At 71.3% G+C, this 16,265-nt stretch carries 17 protein-coding genes; 7 read left to right on the top strand and 10 right to left on the bottom strand.

Going from position 1 to position 16,265, the window contains the following annotated elements; all coding sequences use genetic code 11:
• Positions 1–20: 20 nt before the first annotated feature.
• Positions 21–629: a DUF1003 domain-containing protein gene (locus tag AB0I73_RS21505; RefSeq protein ID WP_363039643.1), complete on the bottom strand. Its 609-nt coding sequence runs from the start codon at positions 627–629 to the stop codon at positions 21–23.
• The gene (locus AB0I73_RS21500) at positions 619–1,980 is read right to left on the bottom strand and encodes a CBS domain-containing protein (RefSeq protein ID WP_363039641.1); all 1,362 of its coding nucleotides are present in this window, start codon (positions 1,978–1,980) and stop codon (positions 619–621) included. The genes AB0I73_RS21505 and AB0I73_RS21500 overlap by 11 nt, the downstream gene beginning before the upstream one ends.
• A gap of 232 nt (positions 1,981–2,212) precedes the next feature.
• Between AB0I73_RS21500 and AB0I73_RS21495 the strand changes: the two genes are divergently transcribed.
• On the top strand, positions 2,213–3,013 hold the full coding sequence (locus tag AB0I73_RS21495) for a hypothetical protein (RefSeq protein WP_363039639.1): 801 nt from the start codon (positions 2,213–2,215) through the stop codon (positions 3,011–3,013).
• A gap of 21 nt (positions 3,014–3,034) precedes the next feature.
• On the opposite strand, the gene AB0I73_RS21490 is transcribed toward AB0I73_RS21495, so the two are convergent.
• On the bottom strand, positions 3,035–3,565 hold the full coding sequence (locus AB0I73_RS21490; protein WP_363039637.1) for a hypothetical protein: 531 nt from the start codon (positions 3,563–3,565) through the stop codon (positions 3,035–3,037).
• An 80-nt stretch (positions 3,566–3,645) separates the two neighbouring features.
• On the bottom strand, positions 3,646–4,764 hold the full coding sequence (locus AB0I73_RS21485; RefSeq protein WP_363039635.1) for a magnesium and cobalt transport protein CorA: 1,119 nt from the start codon (positions 4,762–4,764) through the stop codon (positions 3,646–3,648).
• A gap of 606 nt (positions 4,765–5,370) precedes the next feature.
• On the opposite strand from AB0I73_RS21485, the gene AB0I73_RS21480 reads away from it, so the two are divergent.
• The 4 genes from AB0I73_RS21480 (at position 5,371) to AB0I73_RS21465 (ending at position 8,582) form a co-directional block, all read left to right on the top strand.
• A complete protein-coding gene (locus AB0I73_RS21480; protein WP_363039634.1) occupies positions 5,371–5,955 on the top strand; it encodes a suppressor of fused domain protein in 585 nt (194 codons plus the stop codon).
• Positions 5,956–6,155: 200 nt separating this feature from the next.
• Positions 6,156–6,803 (top strand): DUF6758 family protein, encoded by a 648-nt coding sequence (locus tag AB0I73_RS21475; protein ID WP_363039632.1) that lies wholly within the window; start codon positions 6,156–6,158, stop codon positions 6,801–6,803.
• A gap of 175 nt (positions 6,804–6,978) precedes the next feature.
• Entirely contained in the window at positions 6,979–7,836 is an 858-nt protein-coding gene (locus AB0I73_RS21470) for a PHP domain-containing protein (RefSeq protein WP_363039630.1), read from the top strand.
• A 140-nt stretch (positions 7,837–7,976) separates the two neighbouring features.
• Positions 7,977–8,582, top strand: a complete 606-nt coding sequence (locus tag AB0I73_RS21465; protein WP_363039629.1) for a MarC family protein — start codon at positions 7,977–7,979, stop codon at positions 8,580–8,582.
• A 58-nt stretch (positions 8,583–8,640) separates the two neighbouring features.
• Here AB0I73_RS21465 and AB0I73_RS21460 read toward each other — a convergent pair whose 3' ends face one another.
• The gene (locus AB0I73_RS21460) at positions 8,641–8,793 is read right to left on the bottom strand and encodes a hypothetical protein (protein ID WP_363039627.1); all 153 of its coding nucleotides are present in this window, start codon (positions 8,791–8,793) and stop codon (positions 8,641–8,643) included.
• Between the two features lie 238 nt (positions 8,794–9,031).
• On the opposite strand from AB0I73_RS21460, the gene AB0I73_RS21455 reads away from it, so the two are divergent.
• Complete coding sequence (locus tag AB0I73_RS21455; RefSeq protein WP_363039728.1) at positions 9,032–9,925, top strand: NYN domain-containing protein; 894 nt, start codon at positions 9,032–9,034, stop codon at positions 9,923–9,925.
• A gap of 29 nt (positions 9,926–9,954) precedes the next feature.
• Here AB0I73_RS21455 and AB0I73_RS21450 read toward each other — a convergent pair whose 3' ends face one another.
• Together AB0I73_RS21450 and AB0I73_RS21445 are read right to left on the bottom strand one after the other, a co-directional pair.
• Positions 9,955–10,893, bottom strand: a complete 939-nt coding sequence (locus AB0I73_RS21450; protein ID WP_363039625.1) for an alpha/beta hydrolase — start codon at positions 10,891–10,893, stop codon at positions 9,955–9,957.
• Between the two features lie 85 nt (positions 10,894–10,978).
• On the bottom strand, positions 10,979–13,141 hold the full coding sequence (locus AB0I73_RS21445) for a DEAD/DEAH box helicase (protein WP_363039623.1): 2,163 nt from the start codon (positions 13,139–13,141) through the stop codon (positions 10,979–10,981).
• A 488-nt stretch (positions 13,142–13,629) separates the two neighbouring features.
• On the opposite strand from AB0I73_RS21445, the gene AB0I73_RS21440 reads away from it, so the two are divergent.
• A complete protein-coding gene (locus tag AB0I73_RS21440) occupies positions 13,630–14,385 on the top strand; it encodes a ferritin-like fold-containing protein (RefSeq protein ID WP_363039621.1) in 756 nt (251 codons plus the stop codon).
• Positions 14,386–14,427: 42 nt separating this feature from the next.
• Here the strand turns inward: AB0I73_RS21440 and AB0I73_RS21435 are convergent, their stop codons facing one another.
• From AB0I73_RS21435 to AB0I73_RS21425, 3 genes are all read right to left on the bottom strand, one after another.
• Positions 14,428–14,697 carry a hypothetical protein gene (locus tag AB0I73_RS21435; RefSeq protein ID WP_363039619.1) on the bottom strand — a complete coding sequence of 90 codons (270 nt, stop codon included), beginning with the start codon at positions 14,695–14,697 and terminating at the stop codon, positions 14,428–14,430.
• A 316-nt stretch (positions 14,698–15,013) separates the two neighbouring features.
• On the bottom strand, positions 15,014–15,241 hold the full coding sequence (locus AB0I73_RS21430) for a DUF3107 domain-containing protein (RefSeq protein WP_109376885.1): 228 nt from the start codon (positions 15,239–15,241) through the stop codon (positions 15,014–15,016).
• Between the two features lie 166 nt (positions 15,242–15,407).
• Positions 15,408–16,052, bottom strand: a complete 645-nt coding sequence (locus AB0I73_RS21425; protein WP_363039617.1) for a TetR/AcrR family transcriptional regulator — start codon at positions 16,050–16,052, stop codon at positions 15,408–15,410.
• Positions 16,053–16,265: the final 213 nt, after the last annotated feature.

Raw genomic sequence — 16,265 nt, 5'->3', positions numbered from 1 at the left:
TACATTCCCCGGTAAGCCCGTCAGTGGTCGTCTGCGTCACGTCCCGGAGGCCGCTGCGCCCGCATGGCGGGGAACGAGCCGTGGTGATCCCGGTGTCCGTTGTGGCGTTCCTCCAGCTCCTTCACCACGTCCTGCAGTTCCGAGCGGATCCAGTCCCGCGTCGCGACCTCCCCGAGCCCGATCCGCAGGGCGGCGATCTCCCGGGTCAGGTACTCGGTGTCCGCGATCGACCGCTCGCCCTGCTTGCGGTCCTGCTCCAGGTTGACCCGGTCGCGGTCGTCCTGCCTGTTCTGCGCGAGCAGGATCAGCGGGGCGGCGTAGGAGGCCTGGAGGGACAGCATCAGGGTCAGGAAGATGAACGGGTACTCGTCGAAGCGCAGTTCCTGCGGCGCGAACACGTTCCACACCAGCCACACGATGATGAAGACCGTCATCCAGACGATGAACCGCCCGGTGCCCAGGAAACGCGCGATCCGTTCCGACAGCCGCCCGAAGGCCTCCGGGTCCCACTCGGGCAGGAGCCGGCGCCGGGGGGCGCGCGGCTGGTCCAGCCGGGGTGTACGCGGGCGCCCGGCGGCCGTGGCGCCCGCCGGCAGGCGCTCGCGCCCGCCCTCTCGCTCAGGTGTCATCGGTCACCACCCCGTCGCCGTCCTCGGCGTCCCTGCCGTTCGTCTCGTCGGTGTCGTGCGCGTTGTCGCTGTCGCCGCCGTTGTCGCCGTTGTCGTCCAGATGGAACTCGGTCTCCCGCCAGTCCTCGGGCAGCATGTGGTCCAGTACGTCGTCCACCGTCACCGCGCCCAGCAGCGCACCCGCCTCGTCGACCACGGGCGCCGCCACCATGTCGTACGTGGCGAAGAACCCGGCGACCACGGGGAGCGCCGCGTCCGGCTCCAGCGGCTGCAGGTCGTCGTCGAGGATCGAGCCGACCAGGGTGTACGGGGGGTCGCGCAGCAGGCGTTGGAAGTGGACCGTGCCCAGGTACTTGCCGGTCGGGGTCTCCTCCGGCGGCCGGCAGACGTAGACCTGAGCCGCGTGCGCCGGGGACAGATCGGGGTTGCGGATGCGGGCCAGCGCGTCGGCGACGGTCGCGTCGGGCCTCAGCACGATCGGCTCGGTCGTCATCAGACCGCCCGCGGTGTGCTCCTCGTACGACATCAGGCGCCGCATGTCGGCCGCGTCGGCGGGCTGCATCAGGCTGAGCAGCCGCTCCTTGTCCGCCTCGGGCAGTTCGGAGAGCAGGTCGGCGGCGTCGTCGGGGTCCATGGCCTCCAGGACGTCGGCGGCGCGCTCCTCCTTCAGCTTGCCGAGGATCTCCACCTGGTCGTCCTCGGGCAGCTCCTCCAGCACGTCCGCCAGGCGGTCGTCGTCCAGGGCGGCGGCGACCTCGGCGCGGCGCTTGGGGGAGAGGTGGTGCAGGACGTTCGCCAGGTCGGCGGGGCGCAGCTGCTCGAAGGTGGCGAGCAGGTTCTCGGCGCCCTGCCCCTTCTCCTCCAGGGAGAAGCCGGTGACCGCGGACCACTCGACGGTCAGTGCCTCCCCCTTGCCGCGCCGAAACGTTCCGCCCTTCTTGCCCTTGCGGACGAACACCCGGTCGATCTCCCATTCCCGACGGGCCGGCAACTGATGCACCGACAAGTCGAGGACGGTGACCTCCTCGTCGGTCTCCACCAGAGTCACCCTGCGGTCCAGGAGTTCACCGAAGACGAGCCGCTCGGTGGGCCGCTGCTCGAAGCGCCGGACGTTGAGCACACCGGTGGTGATGACCTGACCGGACTGCACGGCGGTCACCCGGTTCATGGGCAGGAAGATGCGGCGCCGGGTGGGGAGTTCGACCACCAGGCCGAGCAGCCTCGGTGGGCGGCGGCCGACCCGCAGCATGACGACCAGGTCGCGCACGCGCCCCACCTGGTCGCCGGCCGGGTCGAAGGCGGCGACGCCGGAGAGGTGCGAGACGAAGAACCGGGGGGCGCCCGCTGCCATGGCGGCGGCTCCTTTTCATACGGGGTCGTGCCGTGCGTGATGCTGCTTGCTCTGTTCCTGTCTCTTCCCGTCTTCGGTCTCCGGGTGCCCTGCTCAAGTGGGTTTCAGGCTAGCCCGTCCTGATCGTCGGTGCCCGAGGGCCAGTCCGGACGGACTGCCTCCGTCCGGGCCGTACGGCCCCGGTAATCTGCGGTACGCCGTTCAGGTCCCCATCAGAGAGGCAGCGCAACCTGTGACTCCGATCTCCCAGGGCCGGTCCCGCACCGCCGCGCTGGCGCGTGCCGTGTGCGTGCTGCTCGTGACCGGAATGACGCTCACGGGATGCTCCGAGGAAGTGGACCCGAACGAGGGCACCAACGGTGTCGGCAGACTGACCGCCGACGAGATCCAGAAGAGGACCCTGACGGCCGCCACATCGGTCGAGACCGTGCGGCTGCACGGAAGCGTGGTCACCAGCGGGAGCACCTACAAGCTCGACATGCGGCTCAAACCCGAGGGCGGCATCGGTTCGGTCACCGCCGGAGGGCAGACGTTCAGGCTGCTGAAGGTCGACGACGAGCTTTTCCTGAAGGCCGGCGCGGATTTCTGGGCGAACGGCAAGGGAGACAAGGACGCCGCGGAGGGCGGGGGCGAGGCCGTGAGCGACGAGGGCGGCGGCGCGTCGGACACGGCGGTGGCCGGCAAGCTCGCCGAGAAGTACGTGAAGGTGCCGGAGAATGATCCGTCGTACAAGAAGTTCATCGGCTTCGCGGACAAGGATGTCCTCCTCGGCGCGCTGCTGACCCTGCACGGCAAGCTGGCCACGGACGGCCACCACGAGCAGGGGGGTGTCCGGTGCATCCGCATCGCCGGCGACCAGGGCTCCGGCGGCACCCTGGACGTCTCCCTGGAGGGCAAGCCGTATCCCCTGCGCCTGGTGCGGGCCGGCAAGGCGGGCACCCTCACCTTCTCGGCCTGGGGCAGTGACTTCGCCCTGGAGAAACCGGCCGAGGACGAGACCCTGGACTACGGCGGACAGCTCCCGGCCTCGTAGCCACGGCGGGGCCGCGACCGGCTAACGGTGCTTCTTCGGGCCCCGCCTGCCCGCCAGCAGCCGGGGCAGGCCCGCGGGGAGCGGACGCCGGGTCGTCACCGGGGTCGGCAGCGGGGGCCCGGCCAGCGAGCCGTCGGGCAACGGCGCCGTCGCCCCGGTCGGCTCCAGGCGCAGGACGCGGCACTCACGGGCCCAGCGCTCCGTCATCGCCTCGCCGTCGGGTGCGTTGAGGCGCTTGCCCTTGAGCACGGTGACCGCCGCGTCCCACTCCTCGGAGCCGGACGGCAGCTCCACGACCTTCGCGGCCCAGGAGACCAGCCTGCCGCCCTTGTCCTTGCTGCGCACCGTCACCTCGGCCGAGACGCCGTCGGCCAGCCCCGGCAGCGGCTGCTCCCCGGGCCCGTCACCGACCAGGCACATCGCACCCTCGTGCCACACGTGCCACAGCGGCCGGGCCGGGGCACCGGGCCCCTCGACCCAGACGAGGCCGGACTTCTTCGTGGCCTCCTCGATGAGGGCCCGGTCGAACAGCGCACTGGTCGCACTTGTCATGGGGCCCAGCCTATCCAGGGCCCGCTCGGGGACAGGGCTCCTCCCGGGGCCGGCCGTTCCCCCCGGGGTCGGCCCTTCTCTCAGAGCCAGCCGTTGCGCTTCAGGGTGCGGTGGATGCCCAGGCAGAGGATCACGGTCACGCTGAGGATCACCGGGTAGCCGTACTTCCATTCCGTCTCCGGCATGTAGTCGAAGTTCATGCCGTACACCCCGCAGACCATCGTCGGCACGGCGATGATGGCGGCCCACGAGGTGATCTTGCGCATGTCCTCGTTCTGCGCCACGGACGCCTGCGCGAGATTGGCCTGGAGGATGGAGTTGAGCAGCTCGTCGAAGCCGATCACCTGCTCGTGTACCCGGGCCACGTGGTCGGCGACGTCCCGGAAGTACTTTTGGATCTCCGGGTCGACCAGCCGCATCGGCCGCTCGCTGAGCAGCTGCATGGGCCGCAGCAGTGGCGACACCGCCCGCTTGAACTCCAGCACCTCGCGCTTGAGTTGGTAGATCCGGCCGGCGTCCGTACCGCGCGGCGTGCCGCCCCGGCCCGGCGAGAACACCTCCGTTTCCACCTCGTCGATGTCGTCCTGCACCGCGTCGGCGACCGCGATGTAGCCGTCGACGACGTGGTCGGCGATGGCGTGCAGGACGGCCGAGGGGCCCTTGGCCAGCAGCTCGGGGTCCTCCTGGAGACGGTGCCGCAGGGCCCGCAGGGAGCCCTGGCCGCCGTGCCGGACGGTGATGAAGAAGTCCCGGCCGGTGAAGCACATCACCTCGCCGGTCTCGACGACCTCGCTGCTGGAGTTGAGCCGGTCGTGGTCGAGGTAGTGGATGGTCTTGAAGACCGTGAAGAGCGAGTCGTCGTAGCGCTCCAGCTTGGGCCGCTGATGGGCCTGGACCGCGTCCTCCACGGCCAGCGGGTGCAGCCCGAACTCGCGTGCGATACCGGCGAATTCGTCCTCGGTCGGCTCGTGCAGGCCGATCCACACGAAGCCCGAGTCACGGCGCACCAGGCGCATCGCCTCCTGCGGGGTGAGCGGGCTCTCGGTGGCCACGCGCCGGCCGTCGCGGTAGATGGCACAGTCGACGACCGCGGTGGTCGTCGCCGGGTCGCGGGTGCTGTCGTAGGGGGCGCTGCTCTCCTTGCGCGGCGGGACACGGGAGGGACGGACCACGGCGCGCAGGTCGCGGATCATCGACATGGCGGGCTCCTTCGCGAAACGGGCAACGAAAGGCGCCGGTGCGACGGGTGGAACCACCCGGAATGAGGACGTCCTGACCAGGGATTGTCCCTGCCTCCGAGAAGAGTTGAGGCGCAGGATGTTTGGCACGTCCACAAAGCGGGGAGCACCGAACCGTCGCGGTGGCGAGTTCCGTCGCTGACACAGCTACTGGGGCAGATCAGACACAACGAAACGAGATGCTCTTCCGGTGAAGACGCGATGGTGAGGGGTGGCAGCCAGTACGGAGCGGCTACATCAGCGGGTGGAAGAGCGGGTGCTACTGCACGGTCGACTTCGGTCCATGCCAGCCCCACCTCCTCCGGCCGGTCCCTCGTGAGGGACGATCCTCATCCCCTGAGGGGATTCAGGGGATTCCCCCGTGGGGGGAAGCGTCACATCGGGGCTCGGGACGCGGACCGACTCTCCCAGCGCACTGAGGCGACGCCCTGAAGTGACGTCCTCAAGGCCTGGGCGGTGCCTGGGCGGCCTCCTGCGTGCTGCCCCGAACCACCGGGCCAGAGTAGCAGCCGACCTATGTGTCAAGGTGCCGCTTCGCCTGCTACTGGCGAGTTCTATGCTCGCCGCATGGCTGATGTTCTTCCTCTGGTCGAGGCCCGGTTGCGTACGGCTCTGGGCGAACCGGACGCACGCGCGGCGGTCACCTTCCTGGGTACGGACCGCTTCGAGGTGCTGCGTTTCCGCGAGGGCGACATCGTGCGCTACGCCACCCTCGGCATGTCCGCGCAGCCCATGGCCGACCCCACGGCGGTGGTCGCGGACCCGGTGGCGGGCCCTCGCGTGGAGCTGCTGCTGTCCGTACGGGCCGGTCTCGCCGACACCGACAAGGTGCTCCGTCCGCTCGCCGTGCTCGCGGCGTCCCCGCAGGTCGAGGGCGTGGTCGTGGCCCCCGGCGCCTCCCTCGACGTCGGTGAACCGCTGTGGCCCGGGGCCCCGTTCACCTCGGTGCTGGTCGCCGAGCCCGGCGGTCTGGTGGAGGACCTGGAGCTCGACGAGCCCCTGGAGCCCGTACGGTTCCTGCCGCTGCTGCCGATGACTCCGAACGAGGCCGCCTGGAAGCGGGTGCACGGTGCTCAGGCGCTCCAGGAGCGCTGGCTGGCCCGGGGCACGGACCTGAGGCACCCCGCCCGCGCCTCCGTCCCGCTGGAGTGAGCAAGCTCACCCCCCTCCTCGCCAACTGGCCGGTTCCCGGCCGACGTTGACGGGAGGGCGCAGGGTGTCGTCCGGGCCGGTGAACCGGACCGGACGGCCGGACGGGCCGAGTGGGGCGCGTCCGGTTCCGGGTGACCGGTTCGGTCCGGACGGGTGATCGTCCTTGACGTGACGGTGCGAGGGTAGGACCGTGGGGCCCTATGAGGGGCGAACCCAGTTGCCCGAAGTGTGGTGGCCGGGTCAGGGCTCCCGGCCTCTTCTCCGATGCGTGGCAGTGCGATGTGCACGGCGTGGTGCATCCGCTCCAGCCCGTGATACCGCCGAGCGTCGACGCCCTCAACGTCGTCGTGCAGCGCACCCGGGTGCCGGTGTGGATGCCGTGGCCGCTGCCGGTGGGCTGGCTGTTCACCGGCGTGGCCTCGGCGGGTGACGACCGTAGCGGCGGCCGGGCCGCCGCCGTCGCCTGCACCGGGCCCGGACCGCTCGGCGGCATGGGAGAGCTCGTCCTCGTGGCCGAGGAACTCGGCGTCGGGCTGGGCGCGCGGTACGCGGGCGTCGACGGCCCGGACCCCGGCCCGTATCTGAACGTCGAGAAACCCGCCGACACCAAGGTGCTGGCCGCCGGCCGGCCGACCCCGCTCTGGCACGTCTCCAAGGCGCCGGACGACCGGGCGGTCTTCGCGGGCGAGGCCCTCGGGATGTGGCTGTGGGCGGTGCTCTGGCCCGAGCAGTCCGGGCTCCTGATGTACGACGAGCTGGTCCTCACCGACCTCCGGGACGCCGGGGCCGAGGTGGAGCTGGTGCCCTGCGGGGCGCTGTCACCGCGGCTGATGGAGACGAGACCGTAGGTCCTCGTGCGGTGGGTTACGGGGCCCGTGGGGCGGCTGCGCGGGAGGGAGCGGGGGCGAGGAACGCGGAGAGCAGTAGGGGGCGCAGAACGGGTTCGGGTGTGACAGGGGCGTTCGGAAATACGGTTATCCTGAGGCGTCCCTGTCCGTCGGCCACCGCTTGGAGCAACGCGTCGTGCGTATCGATCTGCACACCCACTCCACCGCGTCCGACGGTACGGACTCCCCGGCCGACCTGGTCCGCAAGGCCGCCGCTGCCGGTCTCGACGTCGTCGCGCTGACCGACCACGACACCACCCGTGGTCACGCCGAGGCCCTCGCCGCGCTCCCCGCGGGGCTCGCGCTGGTGACCGGCGCCGAGCTCTCCTGCCGGCTCGACGGTGCCGGCGTGCACATGCTGGCCTACCTCTTCGACCCCGAGGAGCCGGCCCTGCTCGCCGAGCGCGAGCTGGTCCGGGACGACCGGGTGCCGCGGGCCCGGGGCATGGTCGCCAAGCTGAACGCCCTGGGCGTGCCCGTCACCTGGGAGCAGGTCGCGCGGATCGCCGGCGACGGCTCGGTGGGCCGCCCGCACGTGGCCACCGCACTCGTCGAACTGGGCGTGGTGGCGAGCGTGGACGACGCGTTCACCCCTCAGTGGCTGGCCGACGGCGGCCGGGCCCACGTGGAGAAGCACGAGACGGACCCCTTCGAAGCGCTCCGGCTGATCAAGGGTGCGGGCGGGGTCGCGGTGCTCGCCCACCCGGCCGCCGTCAAGCGCGGCCGGACCGTACCGGAGTCCGTGATGGCCGAGCTGGCCGAGGCCGGCCTCGACGGCATCGAGGTCGACCACATGGACCACGACCCCGGGACCAGGGCGCGGCTGCGGGGCCTCGCGAAGGAACTGGGGTTGCTGGTGACCGGGTCCAGCGACTACCACGGCAGCCGGAAGAGCTGCGAGCTCGGCGAGTTCACGACGGACCCCGAGGTGTACGGCGAGATCACGCGGCGCGCGACCGGCGCGTTCCCGGTGCCGGGGGCCGGCGGAGCCTGAGTCCCACGCCCGCACGCCCCACCCGCTCCTCCGGCTCGTCGTCCCTTTGTCCGGGGCGCCGACGCCCTTCTTTCCCCCTGCTCATCCCCTGAGCTCTTTCCTCGAGCGCTCCGCGCTCGCTCGTTCCCAGCAAGGCACTCATGTTCGACGTCGCCGTCTTCGGCTCCCTCTTCCTGACCCTCTTCGTCATCATGGATCCCCCGGGGATCACCCCGATCTTCCTGGCCCTGACCGCGGGGCGGCCCGCCATGGCGCAGAAGCGGATGGCCTTCCAGGCCGTCTGCGTGGCCGGCGGCGTGATCGTCCTGTTCGGGCTGGTCGGACAGCAGATCCTCGACTACCTGCACGTTTCCGTGCCGGCGCTGATGATCGCGGGCGGGCTGCTGCTTCTGCTGATCGCGCTCGACCTGCTCACCGGCAAGACCGACGAGCCCCAGCAGACCAAGGACGTCAACGTCGCGCTGGTCCCGCTGGGCATGCCCCTACTGGCCGGCCCCGGCGCGATCGTGTCGGTCATCCTCGCCGTGCAGAAGGCGGACAGCACGGCCGCCCAGGTGTCGGTGTGGGCAGCGATCCTCGCCGTTCACGTCGTGCTGTGGCTGGTCATGCGGTACTCGCTGCTGATCATCCGGGTCATCAAGGACGGCGGGGTGGTCCTGGTGACGCGCCTCGCGGGCATGATGCTCTCCGCGATCGCCGTGCAGCAGATCATCAACGGGATCACGCAGGTGATCCAGGGCGGCTGACCGTCCCGCGGTGCGCGTCCCGCGTCATGGCACGTCTCGAGTCATCGCGCGTCCCGCGTCATGAGGCTGGTGTGTCGGCCGGGCGGATCCACAGGCGCTGCCCGATGGCGGCGGCCTGCTGAACGATACGGTTGACGGAGGCGGCATCCACAACGGTGCTGTCCACGGCGGTGCCGTCGATGTCGTCGAGTCGCATGATTTCGAAGCGCAAGCACTTCTCCCTTCGCCTGGTCGTCCTCCTGGAGGAGAACCGTGGGGTGGACGGCTCACGAGCCGGACCGGCCCGCGTGCCACCCTGGGTGAACGGGTTATCCCGGGCAAATATTCCTTATGCTAAGGAAATCATTTGTTCGACTAAGGATCGATCGAATACTGACGGTCGAGCGTTTCGAAGGAGACCGACCGGGGCCGGTTGTGTTCACACAGTGACCGCCAGGACAATAGAGATGATGAACGACGACCTCGCGGGCCTGAACTCCCGTATCGACCGCACGAACGAGCTGCTCCAGCGCATGCTCGCCGAGGTGGCGAAGACGCCCTCGACGCACGCGATCTTCGTGGACGCCGGCTACCTGTACGCGGCGGCGGGGCGGCTGGTGGCCGGGACGGAGGACCGCAGGGCCTTCGACCTCGACGCCGAGGGGCTCATCGACGCACTCATCGACCGGGCCCGCACCATCTTCGCGGACAGCAGGCTGCTGCGCGTCTACTGGTACGACGGGGCCCGGCGCCGCATCCACACCGCCGAGCAGCAGACCATCGCGGAGCTCCCCGACGTCAAGGTCCGCCTCGGCAACCTCAACGCCAACAACCAGCAGAAGGGCGTCGACTCCCTGATCCGCTCCGACCTGGAGTCACTGGCCCGGCACCGCGCCATCAGCGACGCGGCCCTGCTGGGCGGCGACGAGGACCTGGTCCCGGCGGTCGAGGCCGCCCAGGGGTACGGCGCCCGCGTCCATCTCTGGGGCATCGAGGCCCCCGAGGGCCGCAACCAGGCCGAGCCCCTGCTCTGGGAGGTCGACAGCCAGCGCACCTTCGAACTCGACTTCTTCAAGCCGTACGTCTCCCGGCGCACGGCCCCCGCGTACGAGCCCGCGACAGGACGGCCCACCCGTGAGGACGTCCGCTTCATCGGTGCGCAGATCGCCGCGAAGTGGCTCGCCGAGCGGGGCCGGGACACGCTGGTGGAACTGCTGCCCGGCCACCCCTACCTGCCCGGCTCGGTCGACCAGGACCTGCTCGTGGAGGCCGAGGGCCTGCTGCAGTACTCCCTGCGCGGCCAGGCGGACCTGAGGCGCGCCCTGCGCGACGGCTTCTGGGCCCACCTCCAGGCGCAGTACTGACGGCACGCCCCCGGCCCGTACCGGCCGTCCTAACCGGGGTGCGGGGCGCCGTCGTCGTGGAGCCGGTCCCAGAAGGCGGCGAGGGCGTGTGCCGTGGGCGCGGGCCGGTCGACGTTGGGGGAGTGCTCGGCGCCGGCGACGACCGTGCGGTGCGCGTTCAGCCGTACGGCCATGGCGTCGAGGTCCGGTACCGGCCAGGTGTCGTCGTGCGCACCCGACAGCACATGGAACGGCAGCGGCACGACGGCGAGCTCGGCGACCCGGTCCGGCTCCCTGCACAACTGCCTTCCTGTGGCCAGTAGTTGTGCAGGCCTGGTGGCCAACCAACGGCGACGCAGATGATCCTGGCCACCGATCCCGCGGGCCGGGCCGCCGACCTCCTCCGGCGGGCCCATGGCCAGGATCGCCTCCCAGCACTGCGCCATCGACATCCGGGCGAGCGCGTCCCGCAGCAGCTTCACGCGCTGCTCCTGGGAGACCGAGATCCGGGCGGGGCCCGATGAGATCAGGGTGAGCGAACGGAACGGGGAGTGGTCCTCGAGCACGGCCGCACGGGCGATCTGGCCGCCGAGCGAGTGCCCGACGAGGTGCAGCGGCGCAGCCGTGCCGAGCGCTTCCGCCTGCGCGAGCACGTCCCGCGCCAACTCGGCCTGGGCGTAAGCGGATTCGTCGTCAGCGGGACCGTCCGACTCGTACTGCCCCCGTCCGTCCACGGCGACGCTGCGGTACCCGCGTGCGGCGAGCGGGCCGTGCAGCAGCGTGAAGTCCTCCTTGCTCCCGGTGAACCCGGGCAGTGACAGCACGACCCCCTTCGGTTCGACCCCGTCGGCCGGTGGCACGTCGACGACGGCGAACTCCCCGCGGGACGTAAGGAGCCGGTACGCCCGAGCGCCGAGGGGCGGGACGGAGGCGGGGGCCGGGGTCGGGGTCGGAGGGGGAACGGAAGCGGGGGTGGGGTGGCTGGTCACGGGGTGAGGGTAACGGGCAGCAGGGGCCCGCCGACGCCGACGGCCCGGCCCCACGGGTGTGGGACCGGGCCGTCGGGGTGGTGCGTCAGGCCTCCGTGGGCTCCGCGGGGGCCGTCGCCGCGGTCTTGCGGGTGCGGCGGACCGGGGGCTTCGCCTCGGCGGCCTCCGCCTCCGGTGCGGCCTGCGCCGGGATGCCGGCCGTGGTCGTACCGGCCTCGGTGGCCGCTGCGGTCTTGCGGGTGCGGCGGCGCGGCTTGGCCTCGGCGGCTTCGACGGTGTCGGTCGCGGTCGCGGCGGCTGCCGTCTTCCGGGTGCGCCGGGGCTTCGCCTCGGCCGTGGCGTCCACCGCGGCCTCCGGCTCCTGCACGGCGGTGGCCGCCTTGCGGGTGCGGCGCGGCCTGGTCTCGGCGGCCTCGGTGGCCTCGGCCGTGTCCACGCCGGTCTCGGCCGTCGCCGCGGTCTTGCGGGTGCGGCGGACCGGGGGCTTCGCCTCGGCGGCCTCCGCCTCCGGTGCGGCCTGCACCGGGATGTCGGCGGTGGTCGTACCGGCCTCGGTGGCCGCGGCAGCCGTCTTCCGCGTCCTGGTGCGCCGGGGCTTCGTCCCGGTCGCCTCCGGGGCGGATTCGGTGGCCCCCTCGACGGTGGCCACCACCGCCTCGGCCGCGGTGGCCGTGGCAGCCGTGGCCTTGCGGGTCCGGCGGCGGCGCGGCGCCGCCGGGGTCTCCGGAGCGTCTCCGACCGCGCTGCCCCCGGCCGTCGCGACGGCCGACTCGGCGGGCTCGACGTGCTCGGCGGACTCGACCGCGGTCACCTGGGCGGTCGTCACCTCGGCGACCGCCCCACCGCGCGTGCGGCGACGGCGGCGCGGGGTGCGGGGAGCCGTACCGGTGCCGGCCTCATCGGTGCCCTCGACGGCCGGGGCCGCCGGCTGCGCCGGGTCGTCCAGCGGGGCGCCACCGCGCGTACGGCGCCGACGGCGCGGCGTACGGGCCGGACGCTCACGCTCGGAGTCGCCCCGGCCGCTCCGGTCGTCCCGGCCCCCGCGCCCGCCGCGCGGGCCACGAGCGCCCGGCTCACCCAGGTCCTCCAGCTCCTCCGCGTCGAGCCCGGCGCGGGTGCGCTCCGAGCGCGGCAGGACACCCTTCGTCCCCTCGGGGATGCCGAGGTCGGTGTACAGGTGCGGGGAGGTGGAGTACGTCTCCGGCGGATCGCTGAAGCCCAGGTCCAGCGCCTTGTCGATCAGCTGCCAGCGCGGGATGTCGTCCCAGTCGACCAGCGTGATCGCCGTACCCTTCGCACCCGCGCGGCCGGTACGGCCGATGCGGTGCAGATACGTCTTCTCGTCCTCGGGTGACTGGTAGTTGATGACGTGCGTCACACCTTCGACGTCGATGCCGCGGGCGGCGACGTCGGTGCAGACGAGCACGTCCACCTTGCCGTTGCGGAAGGCGCGCAACGCCTGCTCGCGGGCGCCCTGGCCGAGGTCGCCGTGGACCGCGCCGGAGGCGAAACCGCGCTGCCCCAGCTGGTCGGCGAGGTCGGCGGCGGTGCGCTTGGTGCGGCAGAAGACCATGACCAGTCCCCGGCCGTCGGCCTGCAGTATCCGCGAGACCATCTCCGGCTTGTCCATGTTGTGCGCGCGGTAGACGAACTGCGTGGTGTTCGCGACCGTCGCGCCCTCGTCGTCCGGCGTGGTGGCGCGGATGTGCGTGGGCTGCGACATGTAGCGGCGGGCCAGCCCGATGACCGCGCCCGGCATGGTGGCCGAGAACAGCATGGTCTGGCGGCGCGCCGGAAGCAGGTTGATGATCTTCTCGACGTCGGGCAGGAAGCCCAGGTCGAGCATCTCGTCGGCCTCGTCGAGGACGAGGGCCTTGACGTGCTTCAGGTTCAGTTTCTTCTGCCCCGCCAGGTCGAGCAGCCGGCCCGGGGTGCCGACGATCACGTCGACGCCCTTCTTCAGGGCCTCGACCTGCGGTTCGTAGGCCCGGCCGCCGTAGATCGCGGTGACGCGCACATTGCGCACCTTGCCGGCGGTCAGCAGGTCGTTGGTGACCTGCGTGCACAGCTCGCGGGTGGGGACGACGACCAGCGCCTGCGGGGTGTCGGTGAGGTCCTCGGGCTTCGCGCGCCCGGCCTCCACGTCCGCCGGGACGGTCACGCGCTCGAGGAGCGGAAGGCCGAAACCGAGCGTCTTTCCGGTGCCGGTCTTGGCCTGGCCGATGACGTCCGTGCCCGACAGGGCCACGGGGAGCGTCAGCTCCTGGATGGGGAAGGGGGTGATGATGCCGACGGCTTCCAGGGCCTCGGCGGTCTCGGGGAGAATCCCGAGCTCTCGGAACGTAGTCAGGGTGCTGCCTCTTCTGTGTGCGCGGTGCGAGGCGAGCGCGGGGGGTCGTCTATGGACCGTGCCGGGGACGTCGGCTGCCTTACGGGGATGCCGTAGGGCACGGGACCACTGCCGACGCTCTAGCGCTCGTACCGCTGAGGGTCCCTCCGATCGTCGTACGCAATGTGCCGTACGGTCAGGGAGAGCGGTCGGGGCGGAGCCGATCGGGCCTCCGACCGGGCATCCTCATACAAACGCCCCCTCGAACACGTCAAAGTATTCGGCAGGCGCATTACCACCATACCCCGAATTCGCGCACATGCCATGGCCGATTTGGCCGCGTAGTCGTCGTCACACCTGTTGACCAGCGCCTTCCGACCCCCGATCAGCGGGCTATTGTGCGGTTTATGACGAGCTCTGACAAGCCTGACCCCGCCGAGGACACCTCCGAGACCCCGGCCGCGCCCACCGGCGTCGCCGCCCTGGACTGGACGGCAGCCTCCGCCGACCCGCAGTACCGCGCCGCCGTCGTGGACCTGCTCGGCGCGCTCGCGTACGGAGAGCTCGCGGCGTTCGAGCGGCTCGCGGACGACGCCAAGCTGGCTCCCACGCTGGAGGACAAGGCGGAACTGGCCAAGATGGCGTCGGCCGAGTTCCACCACTTCGAGCGGCTGCGCGACCGACTGGCCGAGATCGGCGAGGAGCCGACCGCCGCCATGGAGCCGTTCGTCGCCGCGTACGAGGGCTTCCACAAGCAGACGGCGCCCTCCGGCTGGCTCGAAGGGCTCGTCAAGGCCTACGTCGGCGACTCCATCGCCAGTGACTTCTACCGGGAGGTCGCGGTCCGGCTGGACTCCGACACCCGGGCGCTGATGCTGTCCGTGCTCGACGACACCGGGCACGGCGGCTTCGCCGTGGAGAAGGTGCGCTCGGCGATCGACGCGGACCCGCGCCTGGGCGGACGGCTCGCGCTGTGGGCGCGCCGGCTGATGGGCGAGGCGCTGTCCCAGTCGCAGCGGGTGGTGGCCGACCGGGACGCGCTGTCGACGATGCTCGTCGGCGGTGTCGCGGACGGCTTCGACCTCGCGGAGGTCGGCAGGATGTTCTCCCGGATCACCGAGGCCCACACCAAGCGGATGGCCGCCCTGGGGCTGGCGGCCTGAGAAGCCGCCCCGGACAGGTTCCGTGCCGGCGTCGGCGGTCGCTCAGGCGGTCGCCGACCGGCCGCGGAGTCTGCCCGCAGGGCGCAGCAGCAGTGACACCGAGGCCACGGAGACGATCGCGGCGCCGAACAGGACCGTCAGCGGGCTGCCCGCGTCCAGCGCGCTGTGCGTGATCAGCGCGCCGAACACGGCCCCGGCCACACCCGTCGACAGGACCAGCGCGCGGGCGGGGAGGCGGTGCGAGAGGCGGCGCGTGGCCGCCCAGGCCAGGACCAGGCCGAGGATCGCTGAACTGAGCGTTTCCAAGAGCATGTCGGGGGTCCTTCCCACATGGCCGGCCTGATCACATCGGTCGTAGCCCGACTTACCCCTGACCTGCGAAACCCAATCCTCCTCTGTGCGCGACCTGTGCTCCATCGGTGAAGAGCGGGGTGGCAGGAGACGGTGGGGGAGGTGGCCGGTGACGCCGGGGAGAACGGCAAGGGGAGAAGGGCTGAACGGACCAGCGGTGCGGGAGGGACTGAGAGGGACTGAGAGGGACTGAGAGGGACTGAGAGGGACACGGAAGGGCCCGGCGGTATCGAGATTCCGAAACCGCCGGGCCCTTCCGCTGTCTGCCGGTCGTCGCCTACAGCGCGCCGAAGCCCACTTTGCGGGGGGCCGGCTCGCCGATCTCGACATACGCGAGCCGGTCGGCCGGGACCAGGACCTTACGGCCGTGCTCGTCCACGAGAGTCAGCAGCTGCGTCTTTCCGGCCAGTGCTTCGGCCACCACGCGCTCGACCTCCTCGGTACTCTGACCGCTCTCCAGAACGATCTCGCGGGGCGCGTGCTGCACGCCGATCTTGACCTCCACGGCTATGTCCCTCCGACGGTCAGTGAAGTGCGCGACCTTCCGCGCCGTACCCAGCACACATTAGCCCGGTGAGGGGATGCGCACGCTCAGCCCCCGCAACGCCAGGAGCGAACAGCCGCCGGGAACAAACGCTCCCCCGCCTGCCCGGCGGCGCTCCTGGGAGCCGTCAGAACTGCTGCTCGTTGCCGTGCAGCGGGAATCCGGCGATGCCCCGCCAGGCCAGCGAGGTCAGCAACTGCACCGCCTGGTCGCGGGGCACAGTGCGGTCGCTGTGCAGCCAGGACCGCGCCACGACCTGGGCCAGACCGCCCAGCCCGGAGGCGAGCAGCATCGACTCCTCGCGCGACAGGCCGGTGTCCTCGGCGATGACGTCGCAGATCGCCTCGGCGCAGTCGTTGGTGACCCGGTCGACGCGCTCGCGCACCGCGGGCTCGTTCGTCAGGTCCGACTCGAAGACAAGGCGGAAGGCTCCGCCGTCGTCCTCGACGTACGTGAAGTAGGCGTCCATGGTCGCCCGTACGCGCTGCTTGTTGTCGCTCGTCGACGCGAGCGCGTGGCGCACCGACTGGATCAGCGCCTCGCAGTGCTGGTCCAGCAGGGCCAGATAGAGATCGAGCTTGCCCGGGAAGTGCTGGTAGAGCACCGGCTTGCTGACGCCCGCGCGCTCGGCGATGTCGTCCATCGCCGCCGCGTGGTAGCCCTGTGCGACGAATACTTCCTGGGCGGCGCCCAGCAACTGGTTCCGTCGGGCACGGCGCGGCAGGCGTGTGCCCCTCGGGCGCACGGCCTCTGTCTGCTCGATGGCTGTCACGCCGCCTCCCATTCTCGTCCACGTGCGGTGTGGGCCGCGCCGCCATCCTACTTTTCGGTAATCGTGGTGTGCGCGCTGAGAGCGCACAATTTCACGGACCGGACTGCGGTGAAAGTGGCACGGACCGTTTCAAAAGCTGTCAATGGGGGCAGGATGGCGTCTCCCTCCCGGATGATGCCGCCTCGTTCCGGCACCGTCACCTTCATCGGTGGT

This window comes from Streptomyces sp. NPDC050388, from assembly GCF_040655635.1.
In the GTDB taxonomy this organism is placed as follows: domain Bacteria; phylum Actinomycetota; class Actinomycetes; order Streptomycetales; family Streptomycetaceae; genus Streptomyces.
The sequence above is the reverse complement of the archived record's forward strand: the minus strand, read 5'-3'. Positions and strand labels throughout refer to the sequence as shown.